This window comes from Shewanella sp. MMG014, from assembly GCF_018100775.1.
Taxonomy (GTDB): Bacteria; Pseudomonadota; Gammaproteobacteria; order Enterobacterales; family Shewanellaceae; genus Shewanella; species Shewanella japonica.
In genome coordinates, this window is the sequence record NZ_JAGJDZ010000001.1 from 543,631 (window position 1) to 563,183 (window position 19,553).

Sequence of the window (19,553 nt, forward strand, 5' to 3'; positions counted from 1 at the left end):
CTAAATCGGCTAATGCAAAATGGCAGATAAGCCGTTTTCAGCTAAAAAGTCATTGAGTAATGTCCTGACTTGCTCCCCGTTAGAGAGTGTCAGAGCGGTATCCAAAATTTGTTCTAATGACTGTTTATCAATCCGGCGTAATAAATAATTAATTCGAGCAATACTGCCTTGATTCATACTCAATTTGTCATAGCCCATAGCGACAAGGAGTAATGCCCCCATTGGTTCACCTGCTAGCTCTCCGCAGATACTGGCATCCAATTTATAGCGTTTACAATCAGTAATTGTCCATTTTAACGCTCTTAACACACCAGGGTGAAAGCTATCAAAAAGTGAGCTAACACTGGGGTTATTTCTATCAACGGCAAGTAAATACTGAGTTAAATCGTTACTGCCAACTGAAACAAAATCGACTCTCTTAGCCACATCTTCTAACTGAAAGAGTAACGAAGGCACTTCTAACATAACCCCAATTTTAGGTTTAGGGATCCTACGCTGTAATTCGTCAGTTAATTCTGAATAAGCTTGTTCTAGGTATAATAAAGTCCTATCAATTTCATCAAGGTTACTGACCATAGGTAGCAAAATTTGTAGCTGTGATGAGTCTACATTTGCCGTTAACATTGCCCGTAGCTGCATCAAAAATAACTCTGGATGGTCAAGGGATAATCGAATACCTCGCCAGCCAAGAAAGGGGTTATCTTCATTGATAGGAAAATAAGGTAAGGGTTTATCTCCTCCCACATCTAATGTTCTCATAACCACAGGTCTATCACGAGCAGCAGATAACACTTGTTTATACACATGAACTTGCTCAATTTCACTCGGAAATCGCTGATGTAGCATGAATGGAATTTCCGTACGATATAACCCAATCCCATCTGCACCCTCGGCCATGTCGGTACTTAACCCACTTAATAGACCAGCATTCAGATATAACTGAATACGATGGCCGTCCGTTGTCTGCGCAGGTAATGACAATTCAGCTGAGAATTGACGTTGCTGTTCCTGATTTTCCGAAATTAAAGTGTAATATTCACGTAGCACGGATTCTGAAGGAGAAACAAGAAGCTGACCGCTAGTCGCATTAAGAACGAGTTTTTTATCGTCAATATTGGCCGCAATGACTTGATCAACACTGACAATGGCTGGCACACCTAATGCTCGAGCTAAAATAGCGGCATGGGCGTTAACTCCCCCAAGTTCGGTGACGATCCCTGCTAGTTTCCCTCGTGGGAATTCAGCGAGTAGTGTCGCATCCACTTCTTTAGCAACTAAAATAACAGGTTTTGAAGGGGCTAAATCTAACTTATCTGGCTCTATAAGTTGGCGTAATACTTTTTGTCCGAGTTCGCGAATATCGCTAGCGCGTTCTTTTAAGTAAGGATCTTCCATTGCCATAAACTGATCAATATAGCGAATTGAAACGCGGCTAACGGCTGATTCAGCTTGCCAGCCTAAACTCACCTCTCGTATGTATTCACCACCTAAACTAGCCTCATTAAGCAAGAGTTGTAACGCTGAAAATATAGATGCTATATCATCCACGTTTTCACGGTCAAAACGCTGGGACAAGGCACTGATTGCATCTTTACAACGCTGCATTGCAGCTTTCAGTCTAAGGGTTTCTTGCTCGGTATCGCTACATTGTTGATCTGGCTGCACTAAAGATATCGCACCGCCTAATACAAATGCATCTGCAATGGCGATCCCTTTAGATGCGCTAACCCCTTTGAAAACGACTTGTTGCTGAACATTGCTAATCGCCGCTTTGTTCTTGAGACTACGAATGACCACCGCCAGCTGCGCTGCCAGCGTCATTAAAAAGGCTTCTTCATTCTCACTAAACTGTCGAGGCTGTGGCTGCTGAACCACAATAACTCCAACCACTTGTTTTTGAAAAATAATAGGAACAGCAAGAAACGCTCGGTACTCTTCCTCTTCTACTTCTGGAAAAAACTTAAAGCGTGGGTGTGTTTTGGCGTCGGCAAGGTTAACGGCTTCTTCTTTTTCAGCAGCTAACCCCACCAGTCCTTCAGAAAGGGGCATTTTAACAAAATTGATGGCGGCAACAGCCAAGCCGTCTGTCGCCGATAAGACAAGGTGTTGTTGCTCAAGAATATATACTGAACAGCACTGAGTTTGCATCGCTAACTTTGTTTGCGAAACCAACTGTGTCAGTGCAGACTCAAGACTGCTAGCTCCAGCAACCGCTTGAGTTATATCCCTGAGCGTGTTTAACACGATTTTATCCCCTATCAGTTTACATTAATTACGGTGTCGCCCTCGTTTGCGATTGGGCTCACGTCCTTGAAACGCTAAAGTGGTGAATGCAAACTCTTTCATAACCTTACGATAAACATCTCGTTTGAAAGAAACAACTTGCCTTACTGGGTACCAATAACTCACCCAACGCCAGTCATCAAACTCAGGGTGTCCACAGGAGTTCAAATTAATACTGTCATCGCTATCTTTAAGCTGTAATAAGTACCACTTTTGTTTTTGACCAATACAAATAGGTTTACTTTCTTGTCTAATCAATCTTTTTGGTAAACGGTATCTTAACCATGAGCGTGTTGACGTTAAAATTTGTACATTTTCCGGCTTTAAACCAACTTCTTCATACAATTCACGGTACATAGCTTGTTCAGGACTTTCTCCGTCATCAACGCCACCTTGTGGAAACTGCCATGAATGTTGTCCAAACCGTCTGGCCCACATAACTTGACCAAATTTGTTACAGATTATAATGCCCACATTTGCGCGAAAGCCGTCGCTATCAATCACATGGACTCCAATGTCACTACAAATTAATGATTAGATTGTTTCATAAAGCACGGCTACGGGCAATCAACTAATAACGGCATAACTTGGGATAAAATTTAAGAATTATTACTTTTATCAACAGAAGGGAAAAATATTAATGCACATTATCCACAAAATCTGTGGATATCTCTGTTCGAAACTCACTAATAACAGTAAAACCTGCTTTAAAGAACATAAGCTACCGTATAATAAAAAAGTCAAACAACCACAATAAAACCATAAAATTCAACAAAATAAATAAAACACAAGACTAGCTACAGTTATCCCAGATGACCAAAGGTCACTTTTTAACCAGGTAAATTACTTATTAATAAATTCATTTTATGGGTTTTAAGTTATACACAAAAAACAAGAGTTTTATTTCATTAATATTAAAATAAAGCTATTTTTAAGCATTGACGAACAAAAAATTATCCGTTAAGCGATACTTTTTTAAAGTTATCCATCAAATCTGTGGATAACTATGTGTGAAATAGTAGAGCAAAAGGAGAGTAACTTAATAAATTGGTAAAACAGATTGACCAATTTAAACAAAAAAACTTATTAATCAGTACATTGGGATTATTTTACTCAGTGAATAACTTTCAATAAAATCACTGCACAATTAATAACCAGTAACAATAGATGCGTAAATACTGCCAAACAAGTAAACTTATAATGACCAAGCCTATTTAGGGGAAAGTAAGCAATAATGATGAATAGCCAGCCAAATTCCATCGCAGAATTAATGCAAAGAGCCAATGATATGGCCGGTGTCTCATTAGGAGATATTGCAAATGAGCATCAACTCAATGTACCTGATAATTTGAAGAGAGATAAAGGCTGGATTGGTCAATTGATTGAGATGGAACTCGGCGCAACAGCAGGTTCTAAACCCCAACAAGATTTTTTGCACTTAGGGGTCGAACTTAAAACCATTCCCATAGACCAATCTGGTCGCCCTATTGAAACAACTTATGTCACAGTTGCACCGTTAACAAATATCCAGGGCCTTACATGGGAAAACAGTGTCGTATTTCATAAGCTACAGCAAGTCTTATGGATACCAGTACAAGGTGATCGAAGTATTCCGGTAGCAAACAGAAAAATAGGCACCCCTGTACTATGGAGCCCAAATCCTGAACAGCTAACCGCGTTACAACAAGACTGGGAAGAGATAATGGAGATGATCGCATTAGGGCAAGTTGAAAAAGTGACAGCTCGACACGGAGAAGTATTACAACTAAGACCTAAGGCTGCAAATAGTCACTCATTAACTGAATCAATTGCAGAAAATGGCTTAATTAAACTATCTAATCCAAGAGGTTTTTATTTAAAGATCAATTTCACCCACCAAATACTAACAAATGCGTTTGGATAACATTACAATAAATCAACATTCATAATCTATTTTGAAAGTTATTAGAATACCACTATGACAAGTAGGGTAATTTTCTATAAACTAGCCTGTCTCAAAATATCAACGGATCAGATATAAACCAGTGAAAGCACGTCGACAGACGAGAAAGCTATTATTTGCGATATTAGCATGGTGTTTAGCCATGGGCGCATTTGTCTTTTTTCGTTATTCACAAGCCCCTGAACTCCCCCAATGGGCTATGGGAAAATCAGACCTTGCCACATTAGCCATCTTCATGGGTTTTGTGTTTGGTTGTCTGCATTGGATGTCGAATTTAATCGCTGACTTTAGTGCAATCAGTCGTTTACCCTATATCTTCTCAGTTATTTTTAAAGGCTTGTTTCTACTGCTAGGCGCAATGACGCTTGCCTATGTTACCCAATTCCTCAATATGTGGGCTATTGAAAATCATCTTGTCACGCTAAGACAAATGCTCACAGCGCACATCCTTTATAGTCCTTCTTTTCAAGCATTAATCATATATCTAGTCGCTGTACGTGTAGGCCTTGCCTTTATCGAACAAATGGCACTACTCGTGGGCCCTCGAGTATTGATGAACATTGGCTTAGGTAAGTACCATCAGCCAAGATATGAACATCGACTATTCCTCTTTGTTGATATGGTATCTTCAACTGCGCACGCTGAAACCCTAGGCGACTATCGCTTTAGCCGATTAATTCAAGATAGTTTTAGTATGCTGGCTGATACAGTAACTGATAATGATGCTGAAATTTATCGCTATATGGGTGATGCAGTTTTGATTCATTGGCCTCTTGAAGATGGGATCAAGCAAGATCGCTGTATGAATATTTACTACGAATTTAGCCAACAACTTAACTGGCATCGACCTTACTTTGAAGAACACTATGGCTTTGTGCCTAAATTTAAAGCGGCAGCTCATTGCGGCCAAGTTGTTGCTGCTGTGGTTGGTGTTCAAAAGCAAGAAATTAGCTTTTTCAGTGATGTGTTAAATACCTTGGCAAGACTACAAGACCAATGTAACCCGCTAGGTCAAAGAATGCTTATTTCTGGGGAGGTGGCACACCGCCTAGAAAGACAAGATAGTCGATTTGAGTTATCAGATTTAGGCGCTATGAAGCTCAAAGGCAAAAAGCATGAAATTGAAGTGTATGGTGTGAGCCCTAAAAAGCCCTAAACAAGCAACTTAAGGAATATAATTAAATATCCCTCGTTAGCGCCCCTTGCCTTTGCTCCTCTCCAGTTCACCTTAGCTTACTCAAAAGTACAAAGCGCCTTATAAACTTCTTATTCCTGTTGTTTTTCCCAGATAAAAAGTAAACCCGTTAGCTACGATGTAAAAACGGGTTCGAACGGAACAATCAAGGTTTGTAAGAAGTAAGTAACCTCTCTACCCGCTTCTTACCGATAACAAGGTATTTATCTAGATGAACTTGCTAATAAACTCCCTTTCAACAACAGACTACTCAGGTTTAGCGAGTAAGTTCTCTAGCATTAAGCCTAATGTTCTGAATGTGGCGATTCTGCTAGTTGTTTGACGCCACACCAAGCCGATATCTCGATAAGGGCTTTCACCTGGCGGGTTCATTATATTCAACTCAGTATCTTTTAAGATCCCAGCATCAATTGCCATTTGCGGTAAGAATGTGGTGCCTAATTTGCTATCAACCATTTGAACTAATGTATGTAGACTGGTCGCAGCAAAAGGGTTAATTTTGGCACTATTGCCTAACTGACAAGCAGTAATAGCATGACCAGTAATACAGTGCTCACTTTGCAGTAAGAAAATACTTTCATCTGGCATTTTTTGATAATCAATCGGGTTTATTATCCCACCCGATAACTCTTCATGAACGACCATTTTAAAAGGATCAATACCCACTTTCATACTGTGAAATCCAGTAGTATCTACTGGTAATGCAAGTATCAATAAATCCAGCTCACCTTTTCCTAATGAGTCTAATAAGCTGTCGGTAGTGTCTTCTTTTAGCAATAAACTCAATTGTGGATAATCTTGCTGACATTGCTTTACTACACGGCTTAATAAGAAAGGGGCAATAGTTGGAATACAACCTAAGCGGATCTCTCCAGTCATAGGCTCACCCTGATTTTTAACCAATTCAACTAAGTCATCAACATCAGTAAGCAGCTTTCTCGCTCTTTCAACAACTTCCTCACCTATTGCTGTGAACATAAATGATTTATGATCTCGCTCGATTAATTGGTAGCCCAGTTGTTCTTCAAGATTTTGAATGCCACTCGATAGAGTAGATTGACTAACAAAGCATGACTTAGCAGCTCGGTTAAAATTTTGTTCTTGGTGCAAGTTAACCAGATAGAATAGATTTTTTAAACTCGGTAGGTTTTTCATTTAATCGATTACCCTAAGAAGATTTCATTTAAATAATGAATTAAGTCACAACAAATAACAATCACAGCTGCGCGATCCATAGCTCAATTTTACTATTCTCAAAAAAAAGACCAAAAAAAAAGCCCCTTGCGGGACTTTTAATGTCGCTATAAACCAGCAGTGATTATGCTTTGGCTTCTAGGAATGCTTTTAATTGCTGTAAATCTGAACCAGCATGCTCAACAATTTCAGCTAACCAAGCGTTGTGCTCAGCTTCCCATGATGACTCTTCACCATGCTGCAGTTTTTGTGCAAACTGCTGAATGCGCTTCAAACCAACTGAACCAGCAGCGCCTTTAAATTTATGAGCTTCTGCGCATAATGTATCTTTATCATTCACATCATTTGCTTTAACTAAACTACCTACATACTCAGGCATTAATTGCTCAAATAACACGACACTTTTTAATAAAGTACCTGCACCAATAGCACTACAATATTGCTCTAAAGTATTGAGATCTAAAATAGACTCTAGCTGGACTGTGGCCATTGTGGCACCTCTTTCTAATTTATTTCTGTAAAATTGGAATTTATAATACTCGCAATAATCGCCTATGCAACAACTCAGCGCTTTTCAAGTCCAATTTTCGTAAACTAATTACATGGTTTTAACAAAAAATTAAAATCCGCCCATATAAATCACTGCAAAACATGCAAACTGGTTACTTTTTACACTGTTCCGCCGGTAACATAATGCCCTTGTCCGCCATTCTCGGCTAAGTTTTTGACAATTGCTACTAAGCCATCCCAACGAAAAGCACACCACTCTGGAGCAAGTAACATCGGTTTTTTAGCATATGCTGTGACTCTATGAAAAATTATCTCTTTTGGAGTATGTCTAATTAACTCACTCGCGTAGTGAGCATAATCTTCCAGACTCAATAAAGGCATTCCTTTATGTCGCCAAGCTTTAGCCATGACACTTCCTTCAACAATATGTAATGGATGTAATTTTATACCATCAACACCTGTTGATATAACTTGCGTTAAACTGGAAAGGTAATCTTCAAACGTCTCGTCAGGTAAACCAAGAATCAAATGAGCACAGACTTTAATCCCACGTTTTCTTGCTCTTATAACAGTGTCTTTATAACTATCAAAATCATGGCCGCGGTTAATTTTTTTTAAAGTTCCATTATTCGCCGTTTGTAAACCAAGCTCCAACCAGACTTCAATTCCTTTATCTTGATAGCTGACAAGTAAGTCCAATATATCATCCGGTACGCAGTCTGGACGGGTACCAATATGTAATCCAACAATGTCGGCATCTTTTATCGCTTCGTCATACTTTTGCTTTAACACCTGATACTCATCGTAAGTACTAGTATAAGCTTGGAAGTATGCTATATATTTAGAGGTAGAAGCGGGTGCATTTGCTAATACTGAACGTTGCTTACCTTGGCTCAGTTGTTCTGAGATACTGGCCTCAGTCCCTTGCTCATAACTAAACGAAGAAACATTACAGAATGTACAGCCGCCTTTACCAAGGGTGCCATCTCTGTTTGGGCAAGTGAATTTAGCATCGATAGTCAGCTTTCTGATCCGTCCACCGTATTGCTGTTTACATACAGCACCAAATGTATTCACGTAATCATCTAAACCCACTGCCAATCCTCAATTTTCAAAAAGTGGCCGATGATATACAGCTTAAAGAGTAAATACTTGGTGCTATATCAAGAAATGATGAATTAATGCGATTATATTTCAACCAATGTCAGTACAACTTCACAAATGGTTAATTTGATTAATTTAAAACCAACTATCAAAGTGAATAAATACGCAAATTAAATAAATAGTTCACTGCAACTGTGCTTGAAAATAAATTCACTATTTATAAAACTAAATCAATTAGACTAAAGTGTTAACAAAAAGTAAAATTAAAAAGCCGACTTTTTTAAAATTCTTTTTATTCATAAGGTTATACGAACAAAAATACAGTTTACGTTAACGTAAGGCTGGTTTTTTTTAACATCTGTAATAGACATAACAATTCATTTTGTTGAGTAATTTAAGTTTGACCTTTATTCATTATCGGGCTAATTTGAGTGGTTCGGGTGCATATCTATGAGAACTTCTCCGCATTATCCGAGTCGTATTAAGTTAGGTTTAGGGAGTTTTTGTATGAGCTTATATCATCCCAGCTTTGAGCGGGACAATTGTGGTTTCGGCTTAATAGCCCAAATGGATGGCGATGCTAGCCATCGTATTGTCCGTACTGCTATTCACGGTTTAGACAGAATGAAACACCGTGGCGGTATTGCATCGGATGGTCGCACAGGTGATGGCTGTGGACTACTAATGTCGATGCCAAAAGACTTTTTTGCTGCTGTAGCAACAGAAAATGATTGGCATCTAAGTCGTAAATTTGCTGTTGGTATGCTGTTTCTTAGCCAAGACCCAGTTAAAGCTGAAGCGTCTAAAGCTATATTAGAAAAAGAACTACAACGTGAAACATTAAGTGTTGCAGGCTGGAGAAAGGTACCAGTCAATCCTGACGTGCTCGGCGAAATTGGTCGCAAGAGCTTACCAGAGATCTACCAAGTATTAATTAACGCCCCTGTTGGCTGGCGTGAAAAAGACTTAGAACGTCGTCTATATATGGCTAGACGCCGACTTGAGCAACAAATTGTCGATGACAAGGATTTTTATGTCGCGAGTCTGTCAGGACAAGTCATCGTCTATAAAGGCTTAATGATGCCTGCAGATCTGCCGTCTTTTTATACCGATCTTGCTGATATTCGTCTTAAAAGTACGATTTGTCTTTTCCACCAGCGCTTTTCAACAAATACATCACCTAAATGGCCACTTGCACAACCATTTAGATTCTTAGCTCATAATGGCGAAATCAATACCATTACTGGCAACCGCCAATGGGCTCGTGCGCGTGCTTATAAGTTTAACTCGCCACTATTACCTGACTTACAACAAGCCGCACCTTTTGTGAATGAAACGGGTTCTGACTCCTCTTCATTAGACAACATGCTAGAAATGCTATTATCTGGTGGCATGGATTTATACCGTGCGATGCGCTTATTGATTCCACCTGCATGGCAAAGTAATCCTGAAATGGATGACGAGTTAAAAGCATTTTACGATTTCAACTCAATGCATATGGAGCCTTGGGACGGACCTGCAGGTATCGTGATGAGTAATGGTCGTCATGCTGCCTGTGCCGTCGATCGTAATGGTCTGCGTCCATCTCGCTATGTGATTACTAAAGACAGAATTCTAACCTTGGCATCAGAAGTCGGCATTTGGGATTACTCAGCTGATGAGGTTGTAGAAAAAGGTCGTGTTGGTCCAGGTGAACTATTAGTCCTAGATACGATGAACGGCCGTTTATATTCATCATTTGAAATTGATAATGATTTAAAACGTCGCCATCCATACAAAGAGTGGATGGCTAAAAATAGTCAAACACTTATCCCTGCAAATCAAATTGAAGCAGCTCAACAAGGTGCTAGTCAGTTTACACCTGAAGTATTGCTTCAATATCAAAAGCAGTTTGGATATAGCCGAGAAGAGCTCGAACAAGTCATTTGGATATTGGCATCAAAAGGCGAAGAAGCAACCGGTTCAATGGGTGACGATACCCCAATGGCTGTATTGTCTAAGAAGTCTCGTTCTTTATATGACTATTTCCGTCAAAAGTTTGCCCAGGTAACTAACCCACCAATCGATCCTCTACGTGAAAAACACGTAATGTCATTAACCACTTGTGTGGGGCGTGAGCAAAACCTATTTTGCGAGACTACAGGTGTTGCTTATCGAGTGATGTTTGACTCACCTGTGCTGCTATTCAGTGATTTCAACCAATTATTAGGCTTAGATAGCTCTTACTACCGAGCAAACACCGTTGATTTAAATTACGATGCACACGAAAGCTTACAGCAAGCCATTGAACGTGTAACAGATGATGCTGAGCGCTTGGCAAGAAGCGGAACAACGCTACTTATTTTATCTGACAGAGCCACTGCTAAAAATGTACAAGTCATTCCAGCAGCTATGGCTGTTGGCGCAGTGCAGCAACGCTTAGTTGATAAGAGCTTACGCTGCGATACTAACATCATTGTTGAAACGGCTTCGGCTCGTGACCCACATCATTTTGCTGTGTTACTTGGTTTTGGTGCGACCGCTATTTACCCATATCTAGCATATGAATCTATTTCAGCGATGGCGAAAAAGAACCAAGTTGAAGATGATAGTTTATTGATGCTGAACTTCCGTCAAGGCATCGAAAAAGGTCTTCGTAAGATTATGTCCAAAATGGGCATCAGTACTGTAGGTTCTTACCGTTGCAGCCAACAATTCGAAGCTATTGGTTTGTCATCTGAAGTGATTGAATTATGTTTCAAAGGTGTCATAAGCCGTATCGAAGGGGCAAGCTTTGAGCATTTAGCTGCAGATCAAAAAGCACTTCATAAAGCGGCCTACCGTGCCCATGTGCCATTACCACAAGGTGGCTTACTGAAATATGTTGAGGGCGGTGAGTACCATAGCTTTAACCCTGATGTGGTTAATACACTTCAACAAAGCTTAAAAGATAAAGATTATCCAAAATATAAGAAGTTTGCAGCGCTCGTTGATGATCGACCAATCGCGACATTAAGAGATCTAATTGGTGTTAAAGGTGACAAAGCTGCAATCGATGCTGCAAGCGTTGAAGGTGCTGAGCACTTATTCCCGCGCTTTGATAGTGCTGCAATGAGTATTGGTGCATTAAGTCCTGAAGCGCATGAAGCACTAGCTGTAGCTATGAACCGTCTAGGAGGACGCTCTAACTCTGGTGAAGGTGGAGAAGATCCTAGTCGTTTTAATAGCGAACGTAATTCAGCAATCAAACAAATTGCATCCGGTCGTTTTGGTGTGACAGCTCATTACTTAGTGAATGCTGATGTATTGCAAATTAAAGTGGCACAAGGCGCTAAACCAGGTGAAGGTGGACAACTTCCTGGTCATAAAGTCAGTGTAGAAATCGCTGGTCTGCGCCATGCAAGACCTGGGGTTACGTTGATTTCACCGCCTCCACACCATGATATTTACTCTATTGAAGATTTAGCCCAGCTTATTTTCGATTTAAAGCAAATCAATCCAAGAGCATTAGTTTCAGTCAAGCTCGTTTCAGAGCCGGGTGTCGGCACAATTGCGACGGGGGTAGCTAAAGCTTACGCAGACATGATTACCATCTCTGGTTATGACGGTGGTACTGGTGCTAGTCCAATTACCTCAGTTAAGTATGCAGGTTCTCCTTGGGAATTAGGCTTAGCAGAAGTACATCAAGCACTTGTTGAAAACGGATTACGTCACAAGATCCGCCTACAAGTTGATGGCGGCTTAAAAACAGGTATGGACATCATCAAGGCTGCGTTATTAGGTGCTGAAAGCTTTGGTTTTGGTACTGTGCCAATGATTGCGCTTGGGTGTAAGTATTTACGAATTTGTCATTTAAATAACTGTGCAACAGGTGTGGCAACACAGGATAAAAACCTACGTGACAACCATTATCACGGGTTACCTGAGCGAGTAATGACATATTTCGAGTTTGTTGCTGAAGAGGTTCGTGAATGGATGGCAAAACTTGGTGTTGCCAAGTTTGAAGATCTCGTCGGTCGAACCGACTGGTTATATGCCCTTGAAGGTCAAACAGCCAAGCAACTAGGATTAGATTTAGCCCCTATTCTTTATCAACCTAAAGTCCCAGCTGGCACCGATATTACTTGGAAAGAGCTTAATCCACCGGATGACAAAGGTGACTTAAACCTACAAATTGTTGCCGATAGCAGTCAAGCGGTACTTGAAGGCTCAAGTTTCACTAAACAGTACAATATTAATAATACCGATCGTTCAGTAGGCGCCTCATTATCAGGCTTTATTGCAACGAACATTGGCCTTAAGGGCGCTAAAGCTCCGTTATCACTGCAGTTTAACGGTAGTGCGGGTCAGAGTTTTGGCGTATGGAATAGCCCAGGACTGAACCTCACATTGATTGGTGATGCCAACGACTATGTTGGTAAAGGTATGTCAGGTGGTGAAATTATTATTCATCCACCAGTGGGTAGCCCATTTGAAAGTGAAGAAAGTGCCATTATGGGTAACACCTGTTTGTATGGTGCAACAGGCGGGCGTGTTTATGCAGCTGGTCAAGCAGGTGAACGTTTCGCTGTTCGTAACTCTGGCGCTATCGCGGTGGTTGAAGGCGTGGGTGACAACGGCTGTGAATACATGACTGGCGGTATTGTAGTGGTACTAGGTCAAACTGGGGTTAACTTTGGTGCCGGTATGACTGGCGGTTTTGCCTATATATTTGACCGTTTCAATCACTTTAGTCGTCGCGTTAATAACGAACTCGTCGATACTCAAAAATTAGAATCGTCAATCCAGCAGCAACACTTAAAAGAACTGATTGAAGCCCATGTAGCAGCAACAGGAAGTGAGCATGCCAAGATGATCTTAAGTGATTTCGAAAACTGGTTAGACTGTTTTGTTTTAGTTAAGCCTAAGAATATTGCCGTTGCCGACTTGCTGAAAATAGAGCAAAAGAGCCCGGAACTAGCTGTTAAGGCGGGGTAATTTAGATGAGTAATGATTTTCAATTTATTGAGGTAGATCGCAAAGATCCCACTAAACACTCTGCAGCAGAGCGTTCGACACAGTTTATCGAAATTTATCAGCCTTTTTCTCAGCCCCAAGTGGCAGAGCAAGCTGATCGCTGTTTAGATTGTGGTAACCCATATTGTGAATGGAAGTGTCCTCTTCACAATTATATTCCTAATTGGCTTAAGTTAGCTGAACAAGGACGTATCCTTGAAGCGGCAGACTTAGTCCACGAAACCAATACGCTACCAGAAATTTGTGGTCGAGTATGTCCGCAAGACCGCCTATGTGAAGGTGCTTGTACCCTTAACGATGACTTTGGTGCTGTCACTATTGGTAATGTTGAAAAGTACATTACTGATACCGCAATTAGCCAAGGATGGCGACCAGATATGAGCAAGGTTACTCCACGTAAAGAACGTGTAGCAATCATTGGCGCTGGTCCTGCTGGTTTAGGTTGTGCAGATATTTTAAGTCGAAATGGTGTTAAAGCTGTTGTATACGATAAATATCCACAAATTGGTGGCTTGCTTACCTACGGTATTCCAGCCTTTAAATTAGATAAAGATGTCATGCAGACTCGCCGAAGTGTTCTTGAAGGAATGGGAATCGAGTTCAAGATGGGCGTTACTGTAGGAAAAGACATCCCATTCCAAACCCTATTAGATGAATACGATGCAGTATTCTTAGGTATGGGCACATATACGGCAATGAAAGCACGTCTTCCGGGAGAAGACAGTGAAGGTGTGATCCAAGCCTTACCGTATCTTATTGGCAACACCCATGAGTTAATGGGAACCCAATGCACAGAAAATCCATATCAAAGCCTTGAAGGCAAGAATGTAGTTGTACTAGGTGGTGGTGACACTGCCATGGATTGTGTCCGCACAGCCGTTCGCCAAGGCGCTAAAAACGTCACTTGTGCATACCGTCGTGATGAAGCCAATATGCCAGGTTCACGCCGTGAAGTACAAAATGCTCGTGAAGAAGGGGTCAACTTCTTATTTAATCGCCAACCTGTCGCGATTAAAGAACAAGATGGTGTTGTAACTGGAATTGAATGTGTCGAAACCCAAATGGGCGCTGCAGATGAATCTGGACGTCAAAAAGCTGAAATCATTCCAGGTAGTGAACAAGTACTGGAAGCTGATGCCATTATTATTGCGTTTGGCTTCCAAGCAAGCCCTGCCCCTTGGTTTAAAGACTACGGTATTGAAACCAATGAATGGGGATTAGTGAAAGCGAGTAAGTTTGATGATAATCCGTTCCAAACCACAAACCCGAAAGTCTTTGCCGGTGGTGATATGGTTCGAGGTTCAGATCTTGTGGTAACAGCCATTGCTGAAGGTCGTGATGCAGCCCAAGGAATACTTAACGCTTTTGAAGATGCTTAAACAAAAACACATCATGTTTTAATGTGTTAATTCACCTCAAACACACTAAAAAGCGCATTGAAAAATGCGCTTTTTTATTAGAAATAATTTACCTATATCACTTCTGCAAATTTCATTTATGCTATATTAGCCGCCATTGAGTTCCGCTTAACCTTGTTCGAACCATTGACGGTCTTCCTTAGCAAATTTAAGCCTTTTATCCTTTTGCCAATTCTCATTTAACATTGGCCTAATTACACATACTGAGAGTTTAATTATGAAAATCGCTATTATCGGCGCCATGGAACCAGAAGTTGCTCATTTAATTGAGTCAATGACAGATCCAGTTCACTCAACTGTTGCTGGAATCGAATTTGTTGAAGGTCAATTATCGGGACAAAACGTCGTCGTTACTCGTTCAGGTATCGGTAAAGTCGCAGCCAGTATTGCTACGACACTAGTGATTAATAACTTTAAGGTTGATGCCGTTATCAATACAGGCTCAGCAGGTGGTTTTGTCGACAGCTTAAATATTGGCGATATTGTCATTTCATCAGAAGTACGTCATCACGATGTAGACGTTACCGCATTTGGATACGAAATTGGCCAAATGGCCTCTCAACCAGCCGCTTTCATTCCTGATGAAAAGTTAGTTAATGCCGCTAAATCTGCAATTTCATCCCTAGGTGAAGCACAAGTAATTGAAGGGTTAATTGCGACTGGTGACAGCTTTATTTGCGATCCTGAACGCACTAAAGTCATGTTAAACAATTTCCCGACAATGGCAGCATGTGAAATGGAAGCGGCGGCGATTGCACAGGTTTGTCATCAATTTAACGTACCATTTGTCGTAATTCGTTCATTATCAGACAATGCAAATAATGACTCACCTGTTGATTTTGACTCTTATATTGTTAAAGCAGGCCATTACTCAGCGCTAATGGTTATCGCATTATTAAAACAACTATAATTGTCTTGTAGCAATTCATTGTTAGCATACCTGGGTGAAGATGAATGTTTGATAGCATAATCACTGATAACACGTTTTATGAACAACTGCTTCGCTCAGATGGCAACTTACTAAAAAGCTGCTTGGTGCTCTTTATGGCGCTGCTTATTTCAAGAGTTGCGCCTTTATCTCGCCACCTGCATCCTATTGTGTGGTTTCATCAATTTGCTTTACTACTCAGTAAAAAAGTAAACCATCCGCAGCGTTCAGCTCAGCAGCAATTAATTGCTGGAATAATGGCTACCACGCTATTAGTTATACCGATTTGGTTTATTATTTACTTTATTCTTTCTTTAGCTGCTTACCCTTGGTTTTTTGACTTTCTCGTGCTGTATTTCTGTATCAGTGACGCTGGATTTAAACCCGTTGCAAAAGATGTCATTAGTGCTCTAGAGCACGGACAAAAAGGCTTAGCTAAAACTTACCTTTCCCCTTGGTTAATGCAAAATACAGCCAGTTTATCTGAAATGGGGATATGTAAAGCCACAATAGAACGGTTGCTGATAAGCCCAAGTTACGGCACTGTCGCAACAATTTTGTTCTATGCGTTAGGCGGTACTCCGTTAGTATTGTTACTGCATTTATTCAAACAACTTGAACACTGTTGGCCTAATTACGTTCCGCAGTACCGTTACTTTGGTGCAGCAGTATACTGGATTAACCGTATCGCATTTGCTGTTCCTCAGTGGTTATGGAATCTAACATTAGTCCTTCAGGGCGGCCTTAGTAATCTCGGCGCGATGTTTAAAAAGTCAAAGAACATTCAAGGTGTGTATGGCGCTTCTAGCTTGTATCTTGGCGCAAAAATCTTGCAAATTGAACTAGGTGGCCCCCAGAAGATGACGATAGAAAATGCTGAATATCGTGTCAGTATTACTAAGATTAACCCATCAAGAGTGCCTACCATTGCAGATGTCCGTAATGCAATTAGCTTAACGACTTGGGCTGTCACTTTTTGGTTATCTTTTACCATCGCTATTCCTATTTTATGGACCGCATTAAGGTGGGTTCAATCAATGTAATTTTTAGCGAAAAAGCGTTATCATATCGGACTTAGACGTGCGGTAGCACTATTTAGAGGCAAACCTTTTTGTTAGATAACATCCAAATTTCGTTAACAACACCCGGCTTATTATTTCCTGCAATTTCATTATTGTTGTTAGCCTATACCAACCGTTTTTTTTCACTTGCTGCACTGATCCGCAGCCTGAGTGCCTCAGGCAAGCCTGTTGATAACGAGCAAATTAAAAATTTACGCCAACGCATCAGTATCATTAGACGCATGCAAGAAGCGGGTGTTGTAAGTTTTGCTATCTGTGTGATCAGCATGATTTTCATTTATTTAGGTTTCTTCCATACAGGCTCTATTGTTTTTGGCGTTAGCTTATTGTTTTTGCTTTATTCTTTAATCTTATCGGTTATCGAAATCCGCATATCCGTGGATGCATTGAATATCCATATTGAAGAATTTAGCCAAAAGCAACGTGCAAGTTCAGAGCAAAACCATGATTAACATAGAGTGGATATACCTATTCGACTTATGTGGAACTGCTGTTTTCGCCCTGTCTGGTGCTCTTGCTGCGGGTAAACACCGTATGGATCCTTTTGGCGTTATTGTTCTCGCATCTGTTACCGCTGTTGGTGGAGGTAGCATTCGAGATGCGATAACTGGCTCAACACCGGTTTTTTGGATTACTGATTCTAATTACATCATTGTTATTCTTGCGACAGTACTTGCATGTTTTATTTTCGTTAGAAAACCTCATAAGCTCCCTACTCTTACTTTACCTGTCGCTGATGCACTTGGATTAGCACTGTTTACCGTTATCGGTGCAGAGAAAGCCTTATTGCTCGGATTATCCGGTATGTCTGCAGTGATAATGGGATTAATTACAGGCGTTGGCGGCGGTATAATTCGTGATTTATTATGTCGCCAAGTCCCTATGGTTTTAAGAACTGAAATCTATGCGACTGCATCAATTGTAGGCGGGATTTGTTATACCTTGAGTATTGAAGTCGGAATGGATAGCATTGACGCATTATTTTTTGCAATGTTTAGCACCTTAATTATTCGCCTAAGTGCTATTCGCTGGCATTTGTCTTTACCTGCATTTGATTTAAAAAGTAAGAGGCCCTGAGTGCGATTAATTGGTTTACTATGTAGTGCGTATCTTTTTTTGATGAGCTTTTCATCACAAGCCGCTGTCGGCGAGATGCCAAAAGTACAACAATTAGCAGTGCAATATATTCAAGCATTAACCGATCATGACTATCGTCAGTTAAGGCGTTTTTATAATCGTGATAGTGTTTTTTACGATAAAACGGCTAACGTCACTTACACTGGTGGTCGACATATCATTGAGTTTTTAGAGCGTGCTCACGAAGGTGTATTAGAGTATCGTTTCAATATCGAGCATATGTTCAATACAGGCTCATTGGTTGTCCTAATTGGTAATTATCACTTACGTGGTCCAGGTGATCAATTTGGCAAACCAGGTAAAATAATTGAAATAGCAGTGCCTGGAGTTACCACGCTTAAATTTGATTTGAATACTGAAAGAATGACAGAACAAGTTGATTTAATGGACTACCAAACGATGTCTGATCAATTACAATCACAGTAGCCACAGGATTTATTGACAGCAAGACATAAAAAAACGACTCATTTGAGTCGTTTTTTAGTTTAACGTTTCTCGTTTAGTTCAAATTAAACCAGAGTCACTTTAGCAAATTTACGCTTACCGACTTGGAACACAGCACTCACGCCCGCCTCAAAGACTTGACGAGTATCAGTCAGCTTTTCACCATCCATTTTCACAGCGCCTTGCTTAACCATGCGCATGCCATCAGACGTAGAACCTACTAAACCTGCATTTTTAAGTAAGTTAGCAATCGCTAGGCCTTCACCAGCTTCAAGGTCTAGCTCATCAATATCTTCTGGCATCGCACCTTTTTGGAAGCGGTTGATGAACTCTTGATGTGCTGCATCAGCTTGTTCTTGGTCATGGAACCTTGCAATGATTTCTTTTGCTAAAGCAATCTTCACATCACGCGGGTTCTGACCATTAGTAACATCTTCTTTAAACTGGGCAATTTCTTGTAATGGACGGAATGAAAGCAGCTCGAAATAGCTCCACATTAAATCATCTGAAATAGACATGATTTTGCCAAACATTTCATTCGCAGGCTCACTCACACCAATATAGTTATGAGCAGACTTAGACATTTTCTTAACGCCATCAAGTCCAACTAATAGCGGCATCATAATGACTGATTGCGGCTTTTGCCCTTCCGCTTTTTGTAGCTCACGGCCCATTAATAAATTGAATTTTTGATCGGTACCACCCAATTCTACATCTGCCTTTAATGCGACAGAGTCGTAACCTTGTAGTAAAGGATACATAAACTCGTGAATAGCAATTGACTGGCCGGCTGCATAACGCTTTTTAAAATCATCACGTTCCATCATACGTGCAACAGTTTGCTTAGAACCTAGACGGATCATACCAGCAGCACCTAATGGCTCTAACCAACTTGAGTTAAACTCAATGCGAGTTTTGGCTGGGTCAAGGATTTTGAAAACTTGCTCTTTGTAAGTCTCAGCATTTGCAAGTACATCTTCACGAGTTAACGGAGGACGAGTATTATTCTTACCACTTGGGTCACCTACCATTCCGGTGAAGTCACCAATCAAGAAAATAACCTCATGACCTAGCTCTTGAAAAGCACGTAACTTATTCAAAATAACAGTGTGGCCTAGGTGAATATCTGGAGCGGTAGGATCTGCACCTAGCTTAATTCTTAAAGGACGCCCTTCTTTAAGTTTTTCTAGCAGCTCAGACTCGACTAATATTTCGTCGGTACCACGTTTAAGTTCTGCTAACACTTGGTCTAAATCAGCCATTTCGGCACCTACTCCTGCAGCTTTAAAAAAATAAGAGGCCTATGTTACTTGTTAGCCAC

At 40.6% G+C, this 19,553-nt stretch carries 15 protein-coding genes; 9 read left to right on the forward strand and 6 right to left on the reverse strand.

Translation table 11 applies throughout. The annotated features are described in order from the left end of the window. Positions 1-9 precede the first annotated feature (9 nt). Together ptsP and rppH are read right to left on the reverse strand one after the other, a co-directional pair. Positions 10-2,244: a phosphoenolpyruvate--protein phosphotransferase gene (gene ptsP, locus J8L86_RS02280; protein ID WP_055025585.1), complete on the reverse strand. Its 2,235-nt coding sequence runs from the start codon at positions 2,242-2,244 to the stop codon at positions 10-12. 24 nt (positions 2,245-2,268) lie between these two features. Then, positions 2,269-2,787, reverse strand: coding sequence for an RNA pyrophosphohydrolase (rppH, locus tag J8L86_RS02285; RefSeq protein WP_055025584.1), 519 nt, complete (start codon positions 2,785-2,787; stop codon positions 2,269-2,271). Between the two features lie 730 nt (positions 2,788-3,517). On the opposite strand from rppH, the gene mutH reads away from it, so the two are divergent. Together mutH and J8L86_RS02295 are read left to right on the forward strand one after the other, a co-directional pair. Next, positions 3,518-4,186: a DNA mismatch repair endonuclease MutH gene (gene mutH, locus J8L86_RS02290; RefSeq protein WP_119968896.1), complete on the forward strand. Its 669-nt coding sequence runs from the start codon at positions 3,518-3,520 to the stop codon at positions 4,184-4,186. 121 nt (positions 4,187-4,307) lie between these two features. Next, complete coding sequence (locus J8L86_RS02295) at positions 4,308-5,381, forward strand: adenylate/guanylate cyclase domain-containing protein (RefSeq protein ID WP_055025583.1); 1,074 nt, start codon at positions 4,308-4,310, stop codon at positions 5,379-5,381. 285 nt (positions 5,382-5,666) lie between these two features. Here the strand turns inward: J8L86_RS02295 and oxyR are convergent, their stop codons facing one another. From oxyR to J8L86_RS02310, 3 genes are all read right to left on the reverse strand, one after another. Further along, complete coding sequence (oxyR, locus tag J8L86_RS02300; protein ID WP_055025582.1) at positions 5,667-6,575, reverse strand: hydrogen peroxide-inducible genes transcriptional activator OxyR; 909 nt, start codon at positions 6,573-6,575, stop codon at positions 5,667-5,669. A 163-nt stretch (positions 6,576-6,738) separates the two neighbouring features. Then, on the reverse strand, positions 6,739-7,104 hold the full coding sequence (locus tag J8L86_RS02305; RefSeq protein WP_055025581.1) for an Hpt domain-containing protein: 366 nt from the start codon (positions 7,102-7,104) through the stop codon (positions 6,739-6,741). 179 nt (positions 7,105-7,283) lie between these two features. Further along, a complete protein-coding gene (locus J8L86_RS02310) occupies positions 7,284-8,219 on the reverse strand; it encodes a TIGR01212 family radical SAM protein (protein WP_065109030.1) in 936 nt (311 codons plus the stop codon). A gap of 516 nt (positions 8,220-8,735) precedes the next feature. Between J8L86_RS02310 and gltB the strand changes: the two genes are divergently transcribed. The 7 genes from gltB (at position 8,736) to J8L86_RS02345 (ending at position 18,214) form a co-directional block, all read left to right on the forward strand. After that, complete coding sequence (gene gltB / locus J8L86_RS02315) at positions 8,736-13,184, forward strand: glutamate synthase large subunit (protein ID WP_192022325.1); 4,449 nt, start codon at positions 8,736-8,738, stop codon at positions 13,182-13,184. 5 nt (positions 13,185-13,189) lie between these two features. Continuing rightward, positions 13,190-14,602, forward strand: a complete 1,413-nt coding sequence (locus J8L86_RS02320) for an FAD-dependent oxidoreductase (protein ID WP_119968894.1) — start codon at positions 13,190-13,192, stop codon at positions 14,600-14,602. Between the two features lie 256 nt (positions 14,603-14,858). After that, the gene (locus J8L86_RS02325; RefSeq protein WP_065109027.1) at positions 14,859-15,551 is read left to right on the forward strand and encodes a 5'-methylthioadenosine/adenosylhomocysteine nucleosidase; all 693 of its coding nucleotides are present in this window, start codon (positions 14,859-14,861) and stop codon (positions 15,549-15,551) included. Between the two features lie 44 nt (positions 15,552-15,595). Beyond that, entirely contained in the window at positions 15,596-16,612 is a 1,017-nt protein-coding gene (locus J8L86_RS02330; protein WP_211028505.1) for a cobalamin biosynthesis protein, read from the forward strand. 68 nt (positions 16,613-16,680) lie between these two features. Then, the gene (locus J8L86_RS02335; protein ID WP_055024231.1) at positions 16,681-17,103 is read left to right on the forward strand and encodes a DUF2721 domain-containing protein; all 423 of its coding nucleotides are present in this window, start codon (positions 16,681-16,683) and stop codon (positions 17,101-17,103) included. Further along, positions 17,096-17,728 (forward strand): trimeric intracellular cation channel family protein, encoded by a 633-nt coding sequence (locus J8L86_RS02340; protein WP_065109025.1) that lies wholly within the window; start codon positions 17,096-17,098, stop codon positions 17,726-17,728. The genes J8L86_RS02335 and J8L86_RS02340 overlap by 8 nt, the downstream gene beginning before the upstream one ends. Beyond that, positions 17,729-18,214 (forward strand): nuclear transport factor 2 family protein, encoded by a 486-nt coding sequence (locus tag J8L86_RS02345; RefSeq protein ID WP_174567606.1) that lies wholly within the window; start codon positions 17,729-17,731, stop codon positions 18,212-18,214. A gap of 83 nt (positions 18,215-18,297) precedes the next feature. Here J8L86_RS02345 and tyrS read toward each other — a convergent pair whose 3' ends face one another. Beyond that, positions 18,298-19,494 (reverse strand): tyrosine--tRNA ligase, encoded by a 1,197-nt coding sequence (tyrS, locus tag J8L86_RS02350; RefSeq protein ID WP_192022322.1) that lies wholly within the window; start codon positions 19,492-19,494, stop codon positions 18,298-18,300. Between the last annotated feature and the right edge of the window lie 59 nt (positions 19,495-19,553).

Bases quoted from the DNA above. Each gene is read 5' to 3' on its own strand.
- mutH (WP_119968896.1), top strand. From the start codon at position 3,518: ATGATGAATAGCCAGCCAAATTCCATCGCAGAATTAATGCAAAGAGCC.
- oxyR (WP_055025582.1), bottom strand. From the start codon at position 6,575: ATGAAAAACCTACCGAGTTTAAAAAATCTATTCTATCTGGTTAACTTG.
- J8L86_RS02305 (WP_055025581.1), bottom strand. From the start codon at position 7,104: ATGGCCACAGTCCAGCTAGAGTCTATTTTAGATCTCAATACTTTAGAG.
- gltB (WP_192022325.1), top strand. From the start codon at position 8,736: ATGAGCTTATATCATCCCAGCTTTGAGCGGGACAATTGTGGTTTCGGC.
- J8L86_RS02320 (WP_119968894.1), top strand. From the start codon at position 13,190: ATGAGTAATGATTTTCAATTTATTGAGGTAGATCGCAAAGATCCCACT.
- J8L86_RS02325 (WP_065109027.1), top strand. From the start codon at position 14,859: ATGAAAATCGCTATTATCGGCGCCATGGAACCAGAAGTTGCTCATTTA.
- J8L86_RS02330 (WP_211028505.1), top strand. From the start codon at position 15,596: ATGTTTGATAGCATAATCACTGATAACACGTTTTATGAACAACTGCTT.
- J8L86_RS02340 (WP_065109025.1), top strand. From the start codon at position 17,096: ATGATTAACATAGAGTGGATATACCTATTCGACTTATGTGGAACTGCT.
- tyrS (WP_192022322.1), bottom strand. From the start codon at position 19,494: ATGGCTGATTTAGACCAAGTGTTAGCAGAACTTAAACGTGGTACCGAC.